Origin of the sequence: Streptomyces sp. NPDC058457 (assembly GCF_042720695.1) — a bacterium.
Lineage (GTDB): Bacteria > Actinomycetota > Actinomycetes > Streptomycetales > Streptomycetaceae > Streptomyces.
In genome coordinates this window covers 1-3,912 of sequence record NZ_JBHXLU010000029.1, presented here as the reverse complement: position 1 = coordinate 3,912, position 3,912 = coordinate 1, and the positions used below count along the sequence as shown (strand labels likewise).

The window sequence follows — 3,912 nt, the reverse complement described above, 5'->3', positions numbered from 1 at the left end:
CCCCTCGCCTTCTTGTGGTCCGCGCTCCCACTCCTGGGGTTAGGGGGGGGGCGGCGGGCGCCGGGGTTCCTCCCCCAAACCGCCGGGGCCCTTTGTGCCACCCCGGGTGCACCGGGTTCACCGGGTGAGCCACTTCACCTCGTACGGCTTCATGTCGAACCGCTTCCCGTCCACCTGGGCGCTGATCGCCCGGTCGAGGGTGTTGACCACGAGGACGGTCCTGTCACTGGCGAGGACACGGACGTTGGGCACGTCGTCCTCGGCGACGGAGACCGTCTCGTACCGGGTCCCCGGCGGGAACGCCTTCCCGAACCGCGACACCAGGTCGTACATGGGCAGTGCCTGCCCGCCGTCCCCGCTGTCGGTCGTACTCCACAGGCAGCCGGCGCAGTCGCCGCCCTTCTGGTCCTCCGGGTTCCAGTAGAAGCCGGAGTCGGCGCCGCCCTCGACGAGGGCGATCATGCCGGTGGCCTGGACGGCGACCCGGTGGTCCTCGGTCCAGCCGTCGCGTTCGTCCTGACCGTCGGCGGGCTCGACGTAGTACTCGGCCCACCACAGCGGCAGGTCGTGCGTCTGCCTGCGCACCCACTCGCTGACGGCGGTGAGCTTGTCCGTGGCCGCGAACTCGTTCGGCAGCAGGTCGTCGTCGTTGGTGTAGCTGGACCCGTCGACGACCACGAAGTCGGCGCCGGCCTTGTGGGTGTTCCAGTAGTCGAAGGCGTCGATGACCCGCTGGTCCATGACGCCCCAGTCACCCTTGAGGGTGGCGGAGGCGTTCTCGGTCTGGCGCGGGTCGAAGCTGTCCATGACGAGGTACGGCCCGCCGACCATGATGTCCTTGTTCACGGCCTTCAACGCCTTGTAGACGAGGTTGTAGAGCTCGGTGTAGCCCTCGTAGTCCCAGCGGCCCTTCGCGTTGTTCCAGAAGCCCTTGAACTCGTTCCAGACGATGAAGTGCCGTACGTCCGGATAGCGCCTGGCGACGGTCGCGGCGAGGTCGGCGTAGTCCTGGTAGTGGTCGGGGGTGGGCGCGGTCTCCAGGGCGGCCTGGCTCCAGTCGGTGTTGTTCACCCCCGCCTTGCCGCCCTTCATCCAGTCCGGGGAGCAGCACAGGGTGATCACCGGGGTGCCGCCCGACCTGCGCATGAAGTCGACGCGCCGGTCCAGCGCGCCGAAGTCGTAACGCCCCTTCACCGGCTCGGGGTTGTCGGCGCCCCAGCCCATGACGGCCTGGTCCTGCGGCAGCCCGGCGTCCTGGGACAGCAGGTCCTCGACCCGCTCGGTGGCCTTCGTACTGCCCTCGTCGGCGCTGTACTGGGTGTGGGTGAAGCCCCAGCCGACGTACGGCTCGGTGGTGTCCGGCGGGGTGGCGGGGGTGCCGTGCACCTTGTCGCCGTCGCGGGTCGTGCCCGCGGTGCCGACGCCGCCTCCGGGAAGCGTGTTGACCAGTGTCACGATCAGGGCGAGCGCGGCCACGCCCACCCCGAGCAGGGCGGTGAGCCGCCACCGCCGAGCCCCCGAATTCCACCCATGACGTCCCATCAAGGACAACAGTAGTGGCGGAAATCGCCCCGGGGGCAGGTATCGGGGATCGACAGCTGTGTAACAGGACCGGGTGCACCCGGGGGCTGCGTGCGTGCCCCCTTCGGGATACTCCGGAAGCTCGGTGCGCACCCGACACTCCCCTCCCACTTCGGAAAACGGGTGCGCCGCAGGCCCCGGTGACGGATCATGGCGGCATGTCTGCCAAGCCGCACGAGACGCTGCCGATCCGGCTCAACGTCGACGACTCCGACTCCCCGTCCGACGTCGTCGACGCGCTGTTCCTCGGCCGTTTCGCGACGGGCGAGCAGCCGTACTCGCACGCGGCGAACATCGACCGGGTGCGCACCGGGGCGACGCTGCTGCCGAAGGAGGCGCGGGTGCTGCGGGTGGCGCGCGACGACGACCGCAGCGCGACCCTCGCGGAGGGCGACGGCTGGACGCTGCTGGTCTCCCGCTGGAACCGGGGCGCCGACGTCACCGTCACCGCCACCACGGCCGAGCTGGCCGCCAAGGTGCTGAACGAGGCGACGGACGGCGCGGCGGACGAGCCGGAACCGCAGCCGGAGAACGTGACCATGGGCTTCTGGTACGTCTCACCGCGCCGCGGCCCGCACCGCACCACCCGGCAGATCTCCGCGGGCACCTGGGACGAGGTCCGCGCCAACTACACGGCACCGGTCGCGGACGCGATGGACCGTCTGATGAAGACGACGCCGGAGGACATCGCGGGCCGGCTCCTGCTGCTGCACGGCCCGCCGGGCACCGGCAAGACCTCCGCCCTGCGCACCCTCGCCCGTTCCTGGCGGGACTGGTGCCAGGTGGACTGCGTCCTCGACCCGGAACGGCTCTTCTCCGACGTCGGCTATCTGATGGACATCGCGATCGGCGAGGAGGACGGCGCCGGGAAGGGCCGCTGGCGGCTGCTGTTGCTGGAGGACTGCGACGAACTGATCCGCGGCGAGGCCAAGCACACGGCGGGCCAGGCGCTGTCGAGGCTGCTGAACCTCACCGACGGTCTGCTCGGCCAGGGCCGCAACGTCCTGGTCGGCGTCACCACCAACGAGGACCTGGAGCGGCTGCACCCCGCCGTGGTCCGCCCCGGCCGCTGCCTGGCCCGGATCGAGGTGGGCCCGCTGACCCAGCGCGAGGCGGTGAACTGGCTCGGCACGGAGGAGGGGGTGGGCCGGGAGGGGGCGACCCTGGCGGAGCTGTACGCGCTGCGCCGGGGCACGGCGCCGACCTCGGTACCGGGGGCGCGGGAGGGCGCTGACGCGGGCCTGTACCTCTAGCCGGTGCTTTGATGGGGGTATGCCCCTCTTCATCGGAACGTCGGGCTGGCAGTACAAGGACTGGCGGGGCGTCCTGTACCCGGCCGACGTGCCCATGCGCTCGTGGCTGGAGGCCTACGCGGAGCAGTTCACCACAGTCGAACTGAACAACGCGTTCTACCGGCTCCCGACCCGCGAGAACTTCGCGTCCTGGCGGGACCGGGTCCCGCCGGACTTCGTGATCGCGGTCAAGGCGAGCCGCTATCTCACGCACATCAAACGCCTGAAGGACCCCGGGGAGCCGGTCGACCGCCTGCTGACCCACGCGGCGGGCCTCGGCGACCGGCTCGGCCCGGTCCTCCTCCAGCTCCCACCGACGCTGAAGGCGGACCCGGGCCTGCTGGACGCCTGCCTGTCCTGCTTCCCCCGCGGCACTCGCGTCGCGGTGGAACCCCGCCATGACTCCTGGTGGACGCCGGAGACCCGCGAGGTCCTCTCGTCCCGGGGCGCGGCCCTGTGCTGGTCGGACATCCAGGCCCACCCCATGACGCCCCTGTGGCGCACCACCGACTGGGCCTACGTCCGCTTCCACGAGGGCCGGGCCACCCCGTGGCCCCGCTACGGCCGCCGCTCCCTGGAAACCTGGGTGGACCGCATCGCCACGGCCTACCCCGCGAAGGCCGACGTCTACACGTACTTCAACAACGACCCGGGCGGGGCCGCGGTGCGGGACGCGGCGGCGTTCGGAAGGGTGGCGCAGCGGGCCGGACTGACGGTGACGCGGACGCCGGAGCCGAGCACCAGCAGGTGACGCCGTGCTTCCCCTTTCGGGCCGAGCAGAGTACGGCACCGCCGAATTCCGCCGTCGCGGCTGGACGCCGCTGCGGCGGGAGAACACCCACGACGGAGAAGGCCGGGACCAAAGCAGCAACCATCACACCTACCCCACCGACTCGTTCCCCCACCGACTCGTTTCCCCACCGGCTCCCTCCCCCCGCCGACTCGTTCCCTCACCGACTCGTTCCCTCACCGACTCGTTTCCCCCGCCGGCTCCCTCCCCCCGCCAGCTCGTTCCCCCCGCCGGCTCGTTCCCCCCGCC

3 protein-coding genes are annotated in these 3,912 nt (G+C 71.2%); 2 read left to right on the top strand and 1 reads right to left on the bottom strand.

From position 1 onward, the window contains the following. Nucleotides 1-117: 117 nt before the first annotated feature. Nucleotides 118-1,542: a xylan 1,4-beta-xylosidase gene (locus ACFWPS_RS23135; protein ID WP_383707976.1), complete on the bottom strand. Its 1,425-nt coding sequence runs from the start codon at nucleotides 1,540-1,542 to the stop codon at nucleotides 118-120. Nucleotides 1,543-1,739: 197 nt separating this feature from the next. Here ACFWPS_RS23135 and ACFWPS_RS23130 point away from each other — a divergent pair, with 197 nt between their 5' ends. Beyond that, complete coding sequence (locus ACFWPS_RS23130) at nucleotides 1,740-2,834, top strand: DUF5925 domain-containing protein (protein ID WP_383707974.1); 1,095 nt, start codon at nucleotides 1,740-1,742, stop codon at nucleotides 2,832-2,834. Nucleotides 2,835-2,853: 19 nt separating this feature from the next. Next, entirely contained in the window at nucleotides 2,854-3,624 is a 771-nt protein-coding gene (locus tag ACFWPS_RS23125) for a DUF72 domain-containing protein (protein WP_383707972.1), read from the top strand. The last annotated feature ends 288 nt before the right edge of the window (nucleotides 3,625-3,912 follow it).

Coding starts and splice junctions, on each gene's coding strand:
- ACFWPS_RS23125 (WP_383707972.1), top strand. CDS start 2,854: ATGCCCCTCTTCATCGGAACGTCGGGCTGGCAGTACAAGGACTGGCGG.
- ACFWPS_RS23130 (WP_383707974.1), top strand. CDS start 1,740: ATGTCTGCCAAGCCGCACGAGACGCTGCCGATCCGGCTCAACGTCGAC.
- ACFWPS_RS23135 (WP_383707976.1), bottom strand. CDS start 1,542: ATGGGACGTCATGGGTGGAATTCGGGGGCTCGGCGGTGGCGGCTCACC.